This is a genomic window from Lactiplantibacillus paraplantarum (assembly GCF_003641145.1).
Classification (GTDB): domain Bacteria; phylum Bacillota; class Bacilli; order Lactobacillales; family Lactobacillaceae; genus Lactiplantibacillus; species Lactiplantibacillus paraplantarum.
Map to the genome: position 1 here is coordinate 891,671 of NZ_CP032744.1, position 14,406 is coordinate 906,076.

General features: G+C 45.7%; 13 protein-coding genes and 1 pseudogene. 7 read left to right on the top strand and 7 right to left on the bottom strand.

Annotation, left to right across the window (positions count from 1 at the left end; translation table 11 throughout):
* Positions 1–9 precede the first annotated feature (9 nt).
* Positions 10–1,092 (top strand): 3-dehydroquinate synthase, encoded by a 1,083-nt coding sequence (aroB, locus tag LP667_RS04295; RefSeq protein WP_056988543.1) that lies wholly within the window; start codon positions 10–12, stop codon positions 1,090–1,092.
* A 234-nt stretch (positions 1,093–1,326) separates the two neighbouring features.
* Here the strand turns inward: aroB and LP667_RS04300 are convergent.
* The 5 genes and pseudogenes from LP667_RS04300 to LP667_RS04320 form a co-directional block, all read right to left on the bottom strand.
* Positions 1,327–2,678: pseudogene (locus LP667_RS04300) on the bottom strand (DASS family sodium-coupled anion symporter).
* Between the two features lie 201 nt (positions 2,679–2,879).
* Entirely contained in the window at positions 2,880–3,206 is a 327-nt protein-coding gene (locus LP667_RS04305) for a metal-sulfur cluster assembly factor (protein ID WP_021732467.1), read from the bottom strand.
* Positions 3,207–3,273: 67 nt separating this feature from the next.
* Positions 3,274–3,885, bottom strand: coding sequence for a L(+)-tartrate dehydratase subunit beta (ttdB, locus tag LP667_RS04310; protein WP_021732468.1), 612 nt, complete (start codon positions 3,883–3,885; stop codon positions 3,274–3,276).
* Entirely contained in the window at positions 3,882–4,814 is a 933-nt protein-coding gene (ttdA, locus tag LP667_RS04315) for a L(+)-tartrate dehydratase subunit alpha (protein ID WP_021732469.1), read from the bottom strand. Before ttdA ends, ttdB begins: the two co-directional genes overlap by 4 nt.
* A gap of 256 nt (positions 4,815–5,070) precedes the next feature.
* Positions 5,071–6,096, bottom strand: coding sequence for an AraC family transcriptional regulator (locus tag LP667_RS04320; protein ID WP_021732470.1), 1,026 nt, complete (start codon positions 6,094–6,096; stop codon positions 5,071–5,073).
* 253 nt (positions 6,097–6,349) lie between these two features.
* Between LP667_RS04320 and LP667_RS04325 the strand changes: the two genes are divergently transcribed.
* From LP667_RS04325 to LP667_RS04340, 4 genes are all read left to right on the top strand, one after another.
* Positions 6,350–7,192: a triphosphoribosyl-dephospho-CoA synthase gene (locus LP667_RS04325; RefSeq protein WP_021732471.1), complete on the top strand. Its 843-nt coding sequence runs from the start codon at positions 6,350–6,352 to the stop codon at positions 7,190–7,192.
* A gap of 330 nt (positions 7,193–7,522) precedes the next feature.
* Positions 7,523–8,260: a metal ABC transporter ATP-binding protein gene (locus LP667_RS04330; protein ID WP_021732472.1), complete on the top strand. Its 738-nt coding sequence runs from the start codon at positions 7,523–7,525 to the stop codon at positions 8,258–8,260.
* The gene (locus LP667_RS04335; RefSeq protein WP_033609636.1) at positions 8,260–9,132 is read left to right on the top strand and encodes a metal ABC transporter permease; all 873 of its coding nucleotides are present in this window, start codon (positions 8,260–8,262) and stop codon (positions 9,130–9,132) included. The genes LP667_RS04330 and LP667_RS04335 overlap by 1 nt, the downstream gene beginning before the upstream one ends.
* Positions 9,129–10,070 carry a metal ABC transporter solute-binding protein, Zn/Mn family gene (locus LP667_RS04340; protein WP_021732474.1) on the top strand — a complete coding sequence of 314 codons (942 nt, stop codon included), beginning with the start codon at positions 9,129–9,131 and terminating at the stop codon, positions 10,068–10,070. The genes LP667_RS04335 and LP667_RS04340 overlap by 4 nt, the downstream gene beginning before the upstream one ends.
* A 111-nt stretch (positions 10,071–10,181) precedes the next feature.
* On the opposite strand, the gene LP667_RS04345 is transcribed toward LP667_RS04340, so the two are convergent.
* The gene (locus LP667_RS04345) at positions 10,182–10,433 is read right to left on the bottom strand and encodes a hypothetical protein (protein WP_244926168.1); all 252 of its coding nucleotides are present in this window, start codon (positions 10,431–10,433) and stop codon (positions 10,182–10,184) included.
* A 459-nt stretch (positions 10,434–10,892) separates the two neighbouring features.
* Here LP667_RS04345 and LP667_RS04350 point away from each other — a divergent pair, with 459 nt between their 5' ends.
* Together LP667_RS04350 and LP667_RS04355 are read left to right on the top strand one after the other, a co-directional pair.
* Positions 10,893–11,822 carry an L-lactate dehydrogenase gene (locus LP667_RS04350; RefSeq protein WP_021732476.1) on the top strand — a complete coding sequence of 310 codons (930 nt, stop codon included), beginning with the start codon at positions 10,893–10,895 and terminating at the stop codon, positions 11,820–11,822.
* A gap of 29 nt (positions 11,823–11,851) precedes the next feature.
* Positions 11,852–13,270 (top strand): anion permease, encoded by a 1,419-nt coding sequence (locus tag LP667_RS04355; RefSeq protein ID WP_021732477.1) that lies wholly within the window; start codon positions 11,852–11,854, stop codon positions 13,268–13,270.
* A 76-nt stretch (positions 13,271–13,346) separates the two neighbouring features.
* On the opposite strand, the gene LP667_RS04360 is transcribed toward LP667_RS04355, so the two are convergent.
* Entirely contained in the window at positions 13,347–14,309 is a 963-nt protein-coding gene (locus LP667_RS04360; RefSeq protein WP_021732478.1) for a sugar-binding transcriptional regulator, read from the bottom strand.
* Positions 14,310–14,406: the final 97 nt, after the last annotated feature.

The window sequence follows — 14,406 nt, forward strand, 5'->3', positions numbered from 1 at the left end:
GGTGATCCTATGACAACAATTGAAGTGAAGACCCGGATTAAACAGTATCAAATCAAGATTGTAGCGGATGGTTTACAGCAGTTAGGGTCGTTGGTGACCGCGGTCTGGCAACCTAGTCAAGTTGCAGTAGTGACAGATTCTAACGTGGGGGTGCACTATGCCCAGTTAGTGACTGATGAACTGACTGCGGCTGGTTTTAAGGTACTTGTTCTAACGATCCCAGCTGGTGAGTCGAGTAAAAGCTGGCAACAAGTGCAGCTGTTAATTGAGCAACTAAGTGCCGCGCATTTTAGCCGTAGTGACGGTATTCTAGCGCTCGGTGGCGGAGTGGTTGGTGATTTAGCTGGTTTTGTTGCGTCAATTTATATGCGTGGTATTGGCTTGATTCAAGTCCCTACGTCGCTATTGGCCCAAGTTGATAGCTCGGTGGGTGGCAAGACTGCGATTGACTTACCAACTGGCAAAAACTTAGTGGGCAGCTTTTACCAGCCGGATTTAGTCATTATTGATCCGACTACGTTGACGACACTCCCACCACGAATATTGGCAGAAGGCTACGGTGAAGTCGTTAAGTGTGCCGCGTTAGTCGGCGGTGATTTTTGGCAAGCGTTACAGCCAATTTCAGGAGTCGCGGCAATTTTACCAGCTGCACCGGCGTTGATTGCGGCGAGTGTGGCCTTTAAAGCCCAGATCGTTATGGCGGATGAACAGGAGCAGGGACAGCGCCAACGATTGAATTTGGGTCATACGATCGGTCATGCGGTTGAATTGCTGGCTAACGGTCAACTGATGCATGGTGAGGCAGTTGCGATTGGTCTGGTGCAAGTGTGCCGACTGTTCGCAGCCCATGACTTAGCACCTGCTAGTCTGGTGACCACGATTAAGTCTCGCTTAATGGCTGTCGGGTTGCCGACTGAGTTACCAACTGAATTACCGGCTGTATCACAACAAGCTGTCGTGGCGGTGATGCAACATGATAAAAAAGTACATGGTGCTGCGCTGACGTGGGTTTACTTAACGGCGATTGGTCAGCCACAGTTGTTCCCTGTGGCGATAAAGGATTTGAACGATTGGTTGGCTACGTTGTGGTAGCATCATAATTGGTATCGGATATGGTGGAAACTGACGATGAGATGAAGTATGGCGCTGGTAACGATAACGTTAACAAATAGGTGAATTGGACTAAATAATTTTTATTCAGATTTCAGTATCGATAATACAAAATGTCAATAGGATCGCTAAGCTTCTACTTATTAGCAATCCTATTGACATTTTGTTGTGGCTAGATAAATTTTTTATCTTAACGGAAATAAGTTCTAGATAGACTTACCAATAACCTAAAACTTTCATCCAAAGTGTGCCACCAACACCCCATATGAGCAAATAAAAGCCACCGAGAATTAAGTTCAAGCGCCACCATTCCGACTGTGTCACGTAACCGGGTCCGAACATGATGGAGGCTGGACCATTGGCGTAGTGGGTCGTTGAACTGAAAATGGCCCCATCGAACCCTAATAACAATGCTGCTAGAAGTGGCGGGGCTCCCGCCGAGACGGCCACGCCAAGGAAAGCACCATACATGGCAGAAACGTGGGCGGTGGCACCGGCAAACAGGTAGTGGCTGTAAAAGTACACGATCATTAAGGCTGCTAGTACCCACAGCCAACTGATACCATGTAGTGCGTGACCAATCATTTGTGAAAGCCATGGAATAAACCCTAAGCTGTTCAGCTTACCAGCCATAAAAATCAGAATTGAAAACCAAATGAGTGTGTTCCAAGCACCGGTCTCATGTAATAAGTCATCGACGGATAGTACCCCGGTCAGTAATAGGAGTCCCACGGCCATGAAAGCAACCAGCGTCGCGTCTAAGTCGATGAAGCTCGCCAATATCCATAGTATGAGCGCGAAGCTGAAAATCGCAGCCATACGCTTTTCGGCCGTGGACATTTGGCCTAACTGATGTAACTCATCTTCAGCCCAGGTACGCGCATTTGGTGTATCCTTGATTTCTGGTGGGTAGAGGCGATAAATAATGGCAGGGACGCCAATCAAGCAAATTAAACCAGGTACGAGTGCGGCAAGCAACCATCCCATCCATGTGATTTGGATGCCCATCGCTTGAGCCAGGGCGACCGCGACGAGGTTCGGGGCCATGGCGGTCATAAATAAACCACTGGTGGCAATGTTGCCATGGAAGGATGACATATGAGAAAGGCGCCAATTTTACGCTGAGTGCCGTTTTCCGGATTGGAGCCGTATGTCTTGGCTAGCGATTCGATGATGGGAAAGACAATCCCGCCAGCGCGAGCGGTATTGCTAGGTGTCGCGGGACTAGTCACTAGATCTACGCCGATTAATGCATAGGCTAATCCCAGCGTTTTACGACCAAAGCGTTTAACAAAAATCAATGCAATCCGGCGACCAAGACCAGTCTTAACAAAGCCGCGCGATAAAAAGTACGCCATAGCAATCATCCAGACGGTATTATTGCCGAAACCGGCCATGGCATCGCTCATCGGTGTAACGTTGAGCAGGATACCGAGCGTGAGCCCAATTAGGGCTACCCCGGCAATCGGCAGCGGTTGGGTGATGCAACCGATAATAGTCCCGACAAATAGTGCGAGCATCCGCCAAGCTAATAAGTTGAGGCCTGCGGGACGGAGCGGGGCACTCAGCCAAAGCAGCCCGCCGATAACTAGGGGCCAGATTAAGTGCTTGTATTTTACGGGTTGTAATTGGGTCATCAGAAATGACCACCTTTCTAATCAACTTGTGGCAACGTTACTAGGTGGAACAGACTCGTGGTGGCCGAAAGTTTTGTTGAATTAGTAGTGGCCATCACAATTCGCTTGACCACTGGGCTGTTGACATAAGGATCAGTGTAGACCGAGCGTCATCTTGGCTGCTCGTGACATTTTGTCGATTGACCACGCTGGTTCCCAGACTAAGTTGATGAGGACCTGGTCAACACCATCTAGGGCTAACAAGGCTTGCTCGATATGCGTGTTCAAGTAACCGGTTAGTGGACAGCCCATAATTGTCAACGTCATCGTGACGGAGCAGAGGTTCAGCTCAGGGTCGCGCGTGACGTTGTAAATAAGGCCTAGGTTGACAATGTCGACGCCAAGTTCGGGATCGATCACGGTGGCGAGCGCGTCTAGTGCTTGTGCTTTAAAGGTTGTGTTAGTGTTTAGATTAATCATGAAGTCGTGCTCCTTTTAGACGAACGGCCTAAGCAGTTGGCATCCACTTAGGTCGTTAACGGTTTCGTTATTTGATGAATTTGACTTGTTCGTTGATTTTCTTAATTTCGGCTTCCTTGCGTTCGTTAAAAATAATTTTATTTTTTTCAAACAGGTTGTCACCAGTCGTATCGATCGAGACGATGAAGGGGCCAAAGTCTTTAACTTCACAAGCCCAGAGCGTTTCCGGCATGCCGAGGTCCTTCCACTGAGCATCAACAATCTTTTCAACGTGTAGGGCTGCGTAAACGGCGTTACCGGCTGGATAGACGAGGTGTAGGGCATGATACTTTTTGCAGGCGCGTTCGGTACCGGGGCCCATGCCACCCTTACCGACGATGAGTTTGACATGGGTTTGTTTAACAAATTCTTCTTCGAACTTTTCCATCCGCATACTGGTGGTTGGTCCGACTGCGACCATTTCGTACTGGTCATTGCCCAAATCTTTAATAATTGGCCCGGCGTGAAGAATAGCGCGGTCAGTTACGTTAACCGGTAACGGCCGGTGTTCCTCGACGAGTCGACGATGGGCCACGTCACGGCAAGTTGTTAGTGAGCCGTTCAAATAAACGATGTCACCGATGCGGATATCCTTGATGTCATCGTCCGAAATCGGGGTAGTTAAATGGTAAGTTTTCATGATAATTCGACTCCTTTGTTCAGTGGTAAGTCATAGTTTAGATCTTCGTCAAAGTTAATGAGTCCACGGCGGTGTGACCAGCAGCCGGTGCTAACGGCGACCCCGATCGTTGAGGGGTGCCGAGCGGTGTTCTCGACGTTAACGCCCATGACGGACTTTTGACCACCGAAGCCTTGGGGTCCCAGGCCAATATGGTTAATACCATCTTCCAATAAGTGTTCAAGTTTGGCAGCATTAGCATTGGGATTTTCGCTATCGACACGCCGCATTAAGGCTAACTTGGAGTTGAGGGCGGCGGTTTCAACGGATGTTGCGACCCCAACACCCACGAGTAATGGTGGGCAAGCGTTGATCCCGTAACTCGTCATTCGATCCATGACGAAACGGACAACGCCTTCGTATCCTTCGCCGGGCATCAATACCTTGGCCGCACCGGGGAGGGTACAGCCGCCCCCAGCCATATAGACGTACATTGAAATATCGGTACCGTTACCATCAACTTGTAGGAAGATGGATGGAATCCCATCCCCAATATTCATACCGGTGTTGTATTCATCAAAGGTCTGGACGGCGTTATGCCGCAGGGGTGCTTTTTTAGTACCGCGATACACGGCATCTTTTAAGATTTGATTCAATTCACCTAATAATGGAAACTGGGCACCGCACTTGATGAAGAATTGTAGTGCCCCCGTATCTTGACAACTTGGGCGTTGCAATTTATTAGCGAGCAGCTGATTTTCCATCATCGTGTCATAGACTAGTTTTTGTAAGGGGTCAACTTCAATCTTGCTGAGTTCTTCAAGTTTAGCGGTCACATCATCTGGCAAGCGGTGGCTAATAAGGGCGATGTAGTTAGCCAGAATGTCGCGCATGCGCTGGCCCTTAGTTGATAAAACGGGTTCGGTATAGTCGTAAGTCATTGTATCCATAACTGGTTTCCTCCTATCAATTTACAGGTTTATTGTAGGTGAGCCGGGTGTAGAAAACTAACCGCTACTAGACAGATTAAAGGGTGGTATGAATTGTGAAAATAGTGATAAGGTCAGTAATTGTCGCTTTGAAATGACAAAAAAATACCAAGATACGTTGACAAGTGATGTTGTCATATCTTGGTATTAACCGATAATTAATAAAAATAACGGTAAGTTCAGTTGTTCGTTATCACAAAAATTGTTATGCCATTCATTATTGATTGAGCAATATTTTTAATTGTGCGATTTTTTGTTTGAGCGCTTGATATTCTTGAAAATGCAGTTTGTACATGCAACTTTCACAAGCGCTAAGCTGGTCGGTACTTGTGAGTTGAGCCCAATGAGTGAGCTGCTGATGGACAACGGTTCGTTGCACGGGTGTGAGTGGCTGCTTAAACTGGTCATATTCAAGACGCTGGCCGTGTGATAAGTGTTGGCGATAACTTGAGGGGGTCTGACCAAAATGTTTTTTAAACATTAGATTGAAAGATTTGACCTCCTGAAATCCGTTAGCCAGTGCCAAATCAGCGACCTTAATAGTTGGATCTTCTAGGTCATAGATGGCGTGTTGCAGTCGACAACGAGTCAGGTACTCGTAAAAATTGAGGCCGAGTTCCGCTTTGAAGATGCGTGAGAGGTAGGCCGGTGAATAGTGGCCAATCTTCGCGGCTTCGTTTAAGGTGATCGGCTGATCGTAATCCTGGTTAATATAATTAATGACCCGGGTCAGGGAACTTTTAGTTTTGGGCTGGGGGTAAGTCATCGTAACCTGAGTGTCAAAGAAATCATGATGAAGCAGGTTAGTCAGCTGAAAGTATAAGGCGTTTAAGTCAAAAGTTGACCAGTCATGTTGGTGTAGCCCTAAATATAATTGGGCCAGGATTTGATGGATTGTCTGGTAATCGTGGTGTTGCGGGGTCGTGACACTGTTGAGTAGAAAGGCACCTGCGCTGAGGTCGATACCCTGACTAGTGTAAAAATCTGGCATGATATGTAGGCGGAGTGCAAGACATTCCGGGGTCAGGGCAAAGGTGGCGTGGCCACGATTGGCGTTGATTAGGATGAGATCGTTAGTGTGTAATTGATAGCGGGTACCGTCAACGTTAACTTCGACGGTACCTTGCAGTAGCCACAAGAGTTCAATTTGTGGGTGCCAGTTATAGTGGTAACTGCCAATTACGTATGTTAATAAATCAAATTGAACGGTCGGGGTTGACTGGAAATGCTGACTAGTTGTCATAGCAATGTCCTCCTTGAAATTGGCTTAACTAGCTCTAGCTTACACGTTCAAAGGGTCCTTGAACAGCGACTAATGATGAATAAAAAAGAAAAATGACAAAAATTGACTAGTATCAGTTATGATGGAAGTATTAGTAATCATCATTGTGGCAACTTGAGATTACGACGGGTAGTGGTTGGTATTAGTTCATGTAGGCTGTAATCAAGTTGTCGCGTTTTAGTTATTAGTCGAATGATGAAATGGTGGGAAAATAGTGGATAATAAAAGAATTGTTAATCATGCGCTACGAGCACTTTTATATGAGGTGACGGTCAATCCGAAACCGGGGTTGGTTGATCCGTTATCGGCGGGGCCCCATCCAGACATGAATGCTTTTATGTTTATTGATAGTGCGTTGAGTTTGGAACCGTACTTTGACGCTTGTGCGGCAGCGGGAGCAACGTACACGGCTGCTGACTTAACAGGACTATTTCAACAGATTCGTCACATTGGTGTTCAGGCAGAACGGACCATGTTTGCGGCGACCAACGGCGTAAATACGCACAAAGGGGCGGTATTTTCACTGGGAGTGCTAGTGACTGCATCGGCCTATCAGTCACAGCACCTGAACGGCGATTTAGCGACGATTGTGCGGGCGATGCTGATGGGCCTAACGGCAAATGATTTTAGTACTTTGAATGCGAAGGAGCCGGCGACCTTGACTGCGGGTGAACGACAATATTTAAATTATGGAATCAAGGGGATTCGTGGTGAGGCTGAGGCAGGCTATCCAACTGTGATGCAAGTAGCACTACCAGCCTTACAACGCAGTCATGGTACGATCAATCAACGTTTATTGGATACTTTGATGGCAATTGTGCAAGCGACGGTCGATACTAATCTGGTTAAACGGGCGCAAGATCCTCACGTCATTGACTGGGTGCATGGTCAAGCACAACGGTATTTTGACTTAGGTGGTAGTCGCAGCGAAGCTGGAATGGCGTTTTTGCGCGAATTGAATCAAATCTTTGTTGATCGTAATTACAGTTTGGGTGGGTCAGCCGACTTGTTGATTTTAACAATTTTTATTGGGTTACAGTTACAAATATTAGCCTAATAATGCGTGTTGTGGTTATGAACCACGACACTTTTTTTATACCAAGTATTAATGGAAAATAAATGGCTACTTCAATACCTAGTTACTGATTGAAAGGTAATTACTAGGTGGTAAAGTTCTTGATAGCTGTGTCAGTAGGCTCTTAAGAGAATGCTGAGTCAACTGGGGTGGGTGTTTTAACTATTGAAAACCATATTTAAATAAGCAGGAATTTAATACCGGTTATAAAAAAGTCAACACTGCCTAACAATTATTTGCATTGGTGTTAATTATCGGTTATGCTTATGACGATGTAGAAAACCGACTACCGCGATGAACGGAGGAAATGTGATGTTAAAAGTACAAAACCTCACCGTGGCATACAGTGACACACCAGTCTTTACTGATGTTGCCGTTAACTTTAACGCCGGCAAAATTACTGGAATCATTGGTCCCAACGGTGCGGGTAAATCAACAATGATCAAGGCCATGCTTGGTTTGATCAAGTCCCAATCTGGAACCGTCGAATATGAAGGTCGTGCGCTAAAACAATTTCAAAAACAGATTGCTTACGTCGAGCAACGCAAGGATCTCGACTTAACTTTTCCAATCAATGTTTTTGACGTCGTTTTGACTGGGACCTATGGCAAGCTTGGACTCTTTCGAGAACCAAGTAAGGCTGATCGCCAACGCTGCCAAGCAGCCCTTGAACAGTTAGAACTAGCTGACTTAGCACAGCGTCAGATCAGCCAATTGTCTGGGGGGCAATTACAACGGGTCTTTGTGGCTCGGGCACTAGTTCAACAAGCCGATATCATTATTCTTGATGAGCCCTTCGTCGGCATTGACTTACAGAGTGAGACGGCGATTATGACGATCTTGCATCAGTGGCGTGACGCCGGCAAGATGATTATTGTCGTGCACCATGATTTGAACAAAGTCTCACGCTACTTTGATGACCTCGTGATTTTAAATCACGGCATCGTCGATTATGGTCCCGTGGACGCGGTCTACACACCCGCAAACATTGAACGGACGTTTAGTGCTGATCTTTCGGCCGTCCTGTTTACGAAGGAGGCAACGCAATGATGCAATCAATGACGAGTTTTATTACCGCTTTGGGCAAATATGACTTTTTACAAAGTGCTCTAATTACGGCCATTATGGTCGGGGTCATGTCAGGAATTATTGGTAGTTTTATTATTTTACGAGGTATGTCAATGATGGGCGATGCCATCTCACATGCTGTACTACCCGGTGTTGCGGTGGCTTATATGCTTGGCATCAACGTATTGATTGGGGCCTCCGTTTTTGGCATTCTAGCAGCCAGTTTGATTGGGTTCGTTGCGAGCCGGAGCAAGATTAAGACTGACACCTCAATCGGGATTGTTTTTAGTGCCTTTTACGCACTCGGCTTTATCCTAATTTCATTGGCTGAGAGTTCAACGAACTTACACCACATCTTATTCGGGAACATCCTCGCTGTGAGTGATACCGACATGATGACAACGACGGTGGTGTTAGGACTAGTGATTTTATTCGTGGTCTTCTTCTACAAAGAATTGTTGATTACGTCGTTTGATCCGACCTTTGCTAAAACCTATGGTCTCAAGGTCCAACTGTTACATTACGCGTTAATGCTGGTCTTGACGCTAGTGACCGTTTCTGCCTTGCAAACTGTTGGGATAATTTTAGTGGTCGCGATGTTGATTACACCGGCGGCGACCGCCTTCTTATGGACAGAACGGCTAGCGGTTATGCTCGGGTTGTCAGCTTTGATTGGCGTCCTTTCCTCGGTGGTGGGCTTATATCTTAGTTACACATTGAACTGGGCTTCGGGACCGGCCATCGTGTTAGTGGCGGCCATTTTCTTCGGTATTTCTTTCGTTATTTCGCCTAAGCAGGCCTTGTTGCCGACGCTTTGGAAAGGGCCAGCGGCAGCGCGACGGGTGACGGCATGAAAACGAAATTAATTGCACTGATTGGGGTCATCGCGATGGTTACCGGGATGGCCGTATTCCTGAATCAACGTCAGCAAAGTGCCAAAGCGACGACCACTAGTGCCAAAATTCGGGTCGTAAGTACTAACTCGATTCTTGATGATATGGTGAAAAATGTGGGTGGACAATACGTCCAAAATTATAGTATTGTGAAGCGTGGCACCGATCCGCATGAATACGAACCACGGCCAACGGATATTGCGGCCACCGCCGAAGCCGACGTCATCTTTTATAATGGGTTAAATCTTGAAACTGGCGGCAATGGCTGGTTTAAAAAGTTAGTGACGGCGTCTAAAAAGGATTTTGATCATGATGTTTTTGCGGCCAGTAAAGGAATTAAGGTCAAATATTTAACGACGAACGTGAATGAGCCCGATCCGCACGCTTGGTTGGACCTTGCCAACGGGATTCAATACGTCAAGAACATCAATCGGACGTTGCAGGCCAAGGATCCAAGCCATGCTGCTGCTTACCAAAAGAATACGGACCGCTACGTGGCCAAATTAACCAAGTTGCATCAGGCCGCGCAAACTAAATTCAAACAAATTCCAACGAGTCAACGATTATTAGTGACGTCGGAGGGGGCCTTTAAGTACTTCTCGGCGGCTTACCATGTACCGGCTGCTTATATTTGGGAAGTTAATACGGAGTCGCAAGGGACACCAGCTCAGATGCGAACGGCGTTGAAGAAAATTGAAGGAACCCAGGTCCGGAGTTTGTTCGTCGAGTCATCGGTATCACCGAAGTCGATGAATAAGCTGTCACAGGAGACCGGAATTCCCGTTGCTAGCACGATCTTTACCGATTCGCTGGCAGCTAAAGGTAAACCGGGGGACACTTACTATTCAATGTTGAAGTGGAATCTGGATAAGATTTATGCTGGTTTGACACGGTCATAGTGTTTAGAATAGTTTACTAGCTAATGTTAAGGCTGATAGGCCAATCAAAATGGACTGCCGAAGTGAAAACTTCGGCAGTCCATTTTTAGTTTTGAGATATTTGGTGTGTATCTAGTCTTCTGATTCGAATGACAATTCCGTCATCGATAGTTCCAGATCATCGAGTACGTCATTTTCACTCAGAAATTGTTCCCAGGCAGCGGGGGTTTGTTCCCGGGTGTGGGGGACGATTTTATCATGAATATTAGCAATCACATCATCGAGCATCTTATCAGCTTGACGAGCAATTTCGGCATCGTTGTAGCGCCGCGCCGGGGCCCGGTCTTCATTTTGACGATTTAGAAAATCGGTTGCTTTATCCATGAAAATTGTAATTACTTGCGAGTTGTTCGCGAGGTAGTCTTTTAAAGTATCGTTATCCAAAGTATTTGTCCTCTCATGGTTGGATTGTACTTCTAATATACCACGTTATGCGATTTTTGACTGATATCGGGCACATACTAGCTGGTTAAAAGGGTGAGTTATGGTGGTGCAAGATGAACTAATCGACGTAGCAAGCCGTCAGTAATTGGAAAAATGCAATCGCTTACGAATATGTTTTCACAAACTGACACTTTAGAAATCGTTCACAATTTAAATAATCTCAATGAGCGCCATAACAGCACTTTTAAGCATAATTATATTTAAATTTTTCAAAAAAATAATTTATTTTTAAAAAATTAGCAAAAATGAAAGCATTTGCGTTATAATACTTGTGAGTTAAGTAACTAACTTAGTGAACGTGTTTTATCTAAAAGTTTTTAATGGAAGAAGGATATGGATATGGATAAGAAACAACGCAAAATAGTCATCGTTGGTGACGGTTCAGTTGGATCATCATTTGCCTTTTCACTTGTTCAGAATTGTGCACTTGACGAATTAGTCATCGTTGATTTGGTCAAACAGCATGCGGAAGGTGACGTTAAGGATTTAGAAGATGTGGCAGCCTTCACTAACGCGACTAATATTCATACCGGAGAATATACGGATGCCCATGATGCCGATATCGTTGTGATTACGGCTGGGGTCCCTCGTAAGCCGGGCGAGAGTCGGTTAGATTTGATCAACCGCAATACGAAGATTCTTGAATCAATCGTCAAACCGGTTGTTGCGAGTGGCTTTAACGGGTGCTTTGTGATTTCTAGCAATCCAGTCGATATTCTAACTTCCATGACGCAACGGCTGTCGGGTTTTCCACGCAATCGGGTCATTGGTACAGGGACTTCTCTTGATACAGCGCGCTTACGAGTTGCATTAGCACAGAAGTTGCATGTGTCAACGAATGCGGTTAATGCGGCGGTGCTTGGCGAACATGGTGACAGTTCAATCGTCAATTTTGATGAAATTACTGTTAATGAGCAACCCCTTGCAACGGTGACAACCGTCGATGAACAGTTCAAAACTGAGATTGAACAAGCGGTTCGCGGCAAAGGTGGACAGATTATTAACCAAAAAGGCGCGACGTTCTATGGAGTCGCAATTAGCTTAATGCAGATCTGTCGGGCAATTTTAAATGATGAAAATGCCGAGTTAATTGTCTCAGCCGCTTTGTCTGGCCAATACGGAATTAATGATTTGTACTTAGGGTCACCGGCAATCATTAATCGTAACGGTCTTCAAAAGGTGATTGAAGCTGATTTATCAGAGGATGAACGTACACGGATGCAACACTTTGCAACTAAGATGCTAGCCATGATGAATGTAGCTTCATAAAAAAGAGTAAGTAGGTAGGAGGAATTGAGATGACACTAAATAAAGTCAAGTACCGTGATTTTATTGCACCGTTACTGGTGGGCTTAATTATTTGGTTAAGCAGTCCCATTAAGCCCGCTAGTGTTTCCATGAACGCCTGGCATATTTTTGCAATCTTTGTGGCCACGATTATTGGTTGCATTACTCGGCCATTACCAATCGCGGGGGTCGCCATTGTTGGGCTGACGCTAACGGTACTGTTAGGTATCGTGCCGATGGATACGGCGGTCGCTGGATTTGGGAGTAGCACGGTCTGGATGATTGCGATGGCTTACTTCATGTCACGCGGCTTTATCAATACTGGTTTGGGACGGCGAGTCGCGTTAGTGTTTGTGCGGCTGTTTGGTAAACGAACGCTGGGATTGGCTTACGCTCTGATTGGGGTTGATTTGGTTACGGCACCCGCAACGCCAAGTAACACTGCTCGTGCCGGTGGGATTGTTTATCCAATCATTCAATCGTTAGCCGAAACGTTTGGCTCTGATCCCAAGGATGGAACACAAAGTAAAATTGGCTCTTTCTTAGTATTTGCTGAATTTCATGGTGATTTGATTACGAGTACGATGTTCATGACGGCGATGGCACCAAACTTGGTTGCCGTAACGTTAGCCAAGAGTTTACACATCACGTTATCGTGGATGCAATGGTTCTTAGCTGGGATCGTCCCAGGGATTATTTGTTTATTGATTGTGCCATATTTAATTTATAAAATGTATCCACCAGAAATTAAAGATACGCCTAATGCTAAGCAATGGGCTGATGATGAATTAGCTAAAATGGGTAAGATGAGTCTACCAGAAAAAATTATGGGTGGTGTCTTCTTATTAGCCTTAGTTTTATGGATGTTATCCAGCTTTATTGGCCTAGAAGCATCATTAGTTGCCTTTATGGCCGTATCCTTGCTTTTAATTGCGGGTGTCTTATCAGTTGATGATGTCCTGCACGAAACCGGTGCTTGGAACACGTTGGTTTGGTTTTCAATTTTAATCTTCATGGCTAATGAATTGAATAGCCTCGGCTTTATTCCATGGCTGTCTGGTGCAATTGGTGGTGCTTTGAAGGGCTTCAGTTGGGGAATTGTCCTAGCTGCACTAGTTCTATTCTACTTTTACAGTCATTATTTATTTGCCAGTGGGACTGCTCACGTCTCCGCAATGTACGGTGCCTTACTTGGCGTCGCTGTTTCCGCGGGGGCCCCAGCAACCTTTGCTGCTTTGATGCTGGGCTTCACCGGCTCAATTTTCGCTTCGACAACGCATTATGCGAATGGCCCAGCGAGTGTGCTCTTTGGTTCGGGTTACGTCACTCAAGGTAAGTGGTGGCAACTGAACTTTGTCTTAGGGTTGTTCTACTTAGTTGTCTGGGGTGGCATTGGTGCTCTCTGGATGAAAGTTATCGGTATTTGGTAGTCTGATTTTAATAAATTAAAACAGGTACCAAGCTGCCGGTAACGGTCAGCCTTGGTACCTGTTTTCGAAAAGTGAATCAGTGGCTGCGGGGTGCCACTTGAGCTTCTTGGAGGACCCGGTTAGCCACGGCTTCATCGATGATGATGTCAGTCAGGAGTTGGCCCCGCAGCGCACCGAGTAATGCTTTACTTTTGAATTTACTCTTAATGATGCCAAAACGCCGTGGTACCTTGAGAATAGTTGGAATCTTGGCACCAAAGAGTTTGTCGTGGTTGGTATTAAGAATCTGGCCATTAATATCATAAGGGCGACCATATAATAAGCCGACGACAGCCTGCGGATCAGCGCCACCAAGAATGGCTTGCCGATGTTGCTGCCAGACCGGAATCGAGTCAATCGAGGCCAGGGTTCCGATACCAGCAAACAGCATGTCCATGCGATCAAAATTGCTAATTGCTGGTGTAATCGCTGGTTCTTGTGCCAGGGCTTGGTGCGCTTGGTCATTGAATAAGTAGAGTGGCGCCGGGATGGTAACGTACTGGGCGCCGAACTTTGCCGCTGCCTTTTGCACTAATGGTGTTGATCCGTTGGCTGCGTTCGTCTTCAGGTTATCACCCATGAATTGCGTGAATAATAAGTTGTCACGGGTGCTAGTTTGGAAATTATCAATGACACTTAAGACGGTACCACCCCACGCAACGCCAATGACTTGGCTTTGTAAGATTTGCCGTTGAATAGTTTCAGCGGCGAACTCAATGACATGCCGTTCATCGTCACTCGTTGTATCCGCATCTTTAATGATGTAAATATGCGGAATCGGAAAGCGCTTTTTGAATTTGGCTTCTAGTTCGCTATTACGTTCGATCGGGGTATTAATGTCGATTTTAACGAGCCCCGTTGCCATGGCTTCGTCTAAGTATTTAGAAATTAAGTAACGGCTAACTTGATACTTCTTGGAAATATCAGCAATGTTGATTTTAGATAGGTAATAATCGTGTGCAATGCCGATTAACAGGCGGCGATGATTTATATCGTCCATATCGATGACCTCTTTATCAAAGTGAGATTTAAAATTTTGAAACTCGTTTTTAATATTTTAAGTTCATTATACCAGAAAATCGGATTTTAAAAAATTT

Excerpts from the sequence above, each read along its gene's own strand:
- aroB (WP_056988543.1), top strand. The coding sequence starts at position 10 with ATGACAACAATTGAAGTGAAGACCCGGATTAAACAGTATCAAATCAAG.
- LP667_RS04305 (WP_021732467.1), bottom strand. The coding sequence starts at position 3,206 with ATGATTAATCTAAACACTAACACAACCTTTAAAGCACAAGCACTAGAC.
- ttdB (WP_021732468.1), bottom strand. The coding sequence starts at position 3,885 with ATGAAAACTTACCATTTAACTACCCCGATTTCGGACGATGACATCAAG.
- ttdA (WP_021732469.1), bottom strand. The coding sequence starts at position 4,814 with ATGGATACAATGACTTACGACTATACCGAACCCGTTTTATCAACTAAG.
- LP667_RS04320 (WP_021732470.1), bottom strand. The coding sequence starts at position 6,096 with ATGACAACTAGTCAGCATTTCCAGTCAACCCCGACCGTTCAATTTGAT.
- LP667_RS04330 (WP_021732472.1), top strand. The coding sequence starts at position 7,523 with ATGTTAAAAGTACAAAACCTCACCGTGGCATACAGTGACACACCAGTC.
- LP667_RS04335 (WP_033609636.1), top strand. The coding sequence starts at position 8,260 with ATGCAATCAATGACGAGTTTTATTACCGCTTTGGGCAAATATGACTTT.
- LP667_RS04340 (WP_021732474.1), top strand. The coding sequence starts at position 9,129 with ATGAAAACGAAATTAATTGCACTGATTGGGGTCATCGCGATGGTTACC.
- LP667_RS04345 (WP_244926168.1), bottom strand. The coding sequence starts at position 10,433 with ATGGATAAAGCAACCGATTTTCTAAATCGTCAAAATGAAGACCGGGCC.
- LP667_RS04350 (WP_021732476.1), top strand. The coding sequence starts at position 10,893 with ATGGATAAGAAACAACGCAAAATAGTCATCGTTGGTGACGGTTCAGTT.
- LP667_RS04355 (WP_021732477.1), top strand. The coding sequence starts at position 11,852 with ATGACACTAAATAAAGTCAAGTACCGTGATTTTATTGCACCGTTACTG.
- LP667_RS04360 (WP_021732478.1), bottom strand. The coding sequence starts at position 14,309 with ATGGACGATATAAATCATCGCCGCCTGTTAATCGGCATTGCACACGAT.